This window comes from Brasilonema sp. UFV-L1 (assembly GCF_012912105.1).
GTDB lineage: Bacteria > Cyanobacteriota > Cyanobacteriia > Cyanobacteriales > Nostocaceae > Brasilonema.
In genome coordinates, this window is sequence record NZ_QMEA01000299.1 from 1 (window position 1) to 826 (window position 826).

General features: G+C 49.6%; 1 protein-coding gene. It reads right to left on the reverse strand.

Features of this window, described 5'->3' with window-relative positions; translation table 11 throughout:
* A partial coding sequence (locus tag DP117_RS34255; RefSeq protein WP_169222591.1) for a tetratricopeptide repeat protein occupies positions 1-826 on the reverse strand: 826 nt, incomplete at both ends.

Below are 826 nucleotides of genomic sequence, written 5' to 3' on the forward strand. Positions count from 1 at the left end.
GGTAGAGTAACGCCAGGTTGTTGAGGCTTTGTGCGATATCAGGATGTTCATCTCCTAGCAGGCGTCGCCTGAGTTCCAAAGCTTGTTTGTACAGAGGTTCAGCATCTGCGTATCTTCCTTGGGAGTAGTAGAGATTCGCCAGGTTGTTGAGGCTAGTTGCGACAGAGGGATGTTCATCTCCCAGCAGGCGACGCGTTAGTTCCAAAGCTTGTTGCAACAAAGGTTCAGCTTCTGTGTATTTTCCTTGGGAAGAGTAGAGATTCGCCAGGTTGTTGAGGCTGAGTGCGACATCGGGATGTTCCTCTCCCAGCAGGCGTCGCCTGAGTTCCAATGCTTGTTGCAACAAAGGTTCAGCTTCTGCGTATCTTCCTTGGGAGCAGTAGAGTCCCCCCAGATTGTTGAGGTTAAGTGCGACATCAGGATGTTCATTTCCCAGCAGGCGTCGCGTGAATTCCAAAGCTTGTTGGTACAAAGGTTCAGCTTCTGTGTATTTTCCTTGGGAATGGTAGAGTAACGCCAGGTTGTTGAGGCTTTGTGCGATATCAGGATGTTCATCTCCTAGCAGGCGTCGCCTTAGTTCCAATGATTGTAGGTACAAAGGTTCGGCTTCTGTGTATTTTCCTTGGGAACGGTAGAGTTCTGCCAGGTTATTGAGGCTAGTTGCGACATGGGGATGTTCATCTCCTAGCAGGCGTCGCCACAGTTCCAAAGCTTGTTGGTACAAAGGTTCAGCTTCTGTGTATTTTCCTTGGGAATGGTAGAGTAACGCCAGGTTGTTGAGGCTTTGTGCGATATCAGGATGTTCATCTCCTAGCAGGCGTCGCCT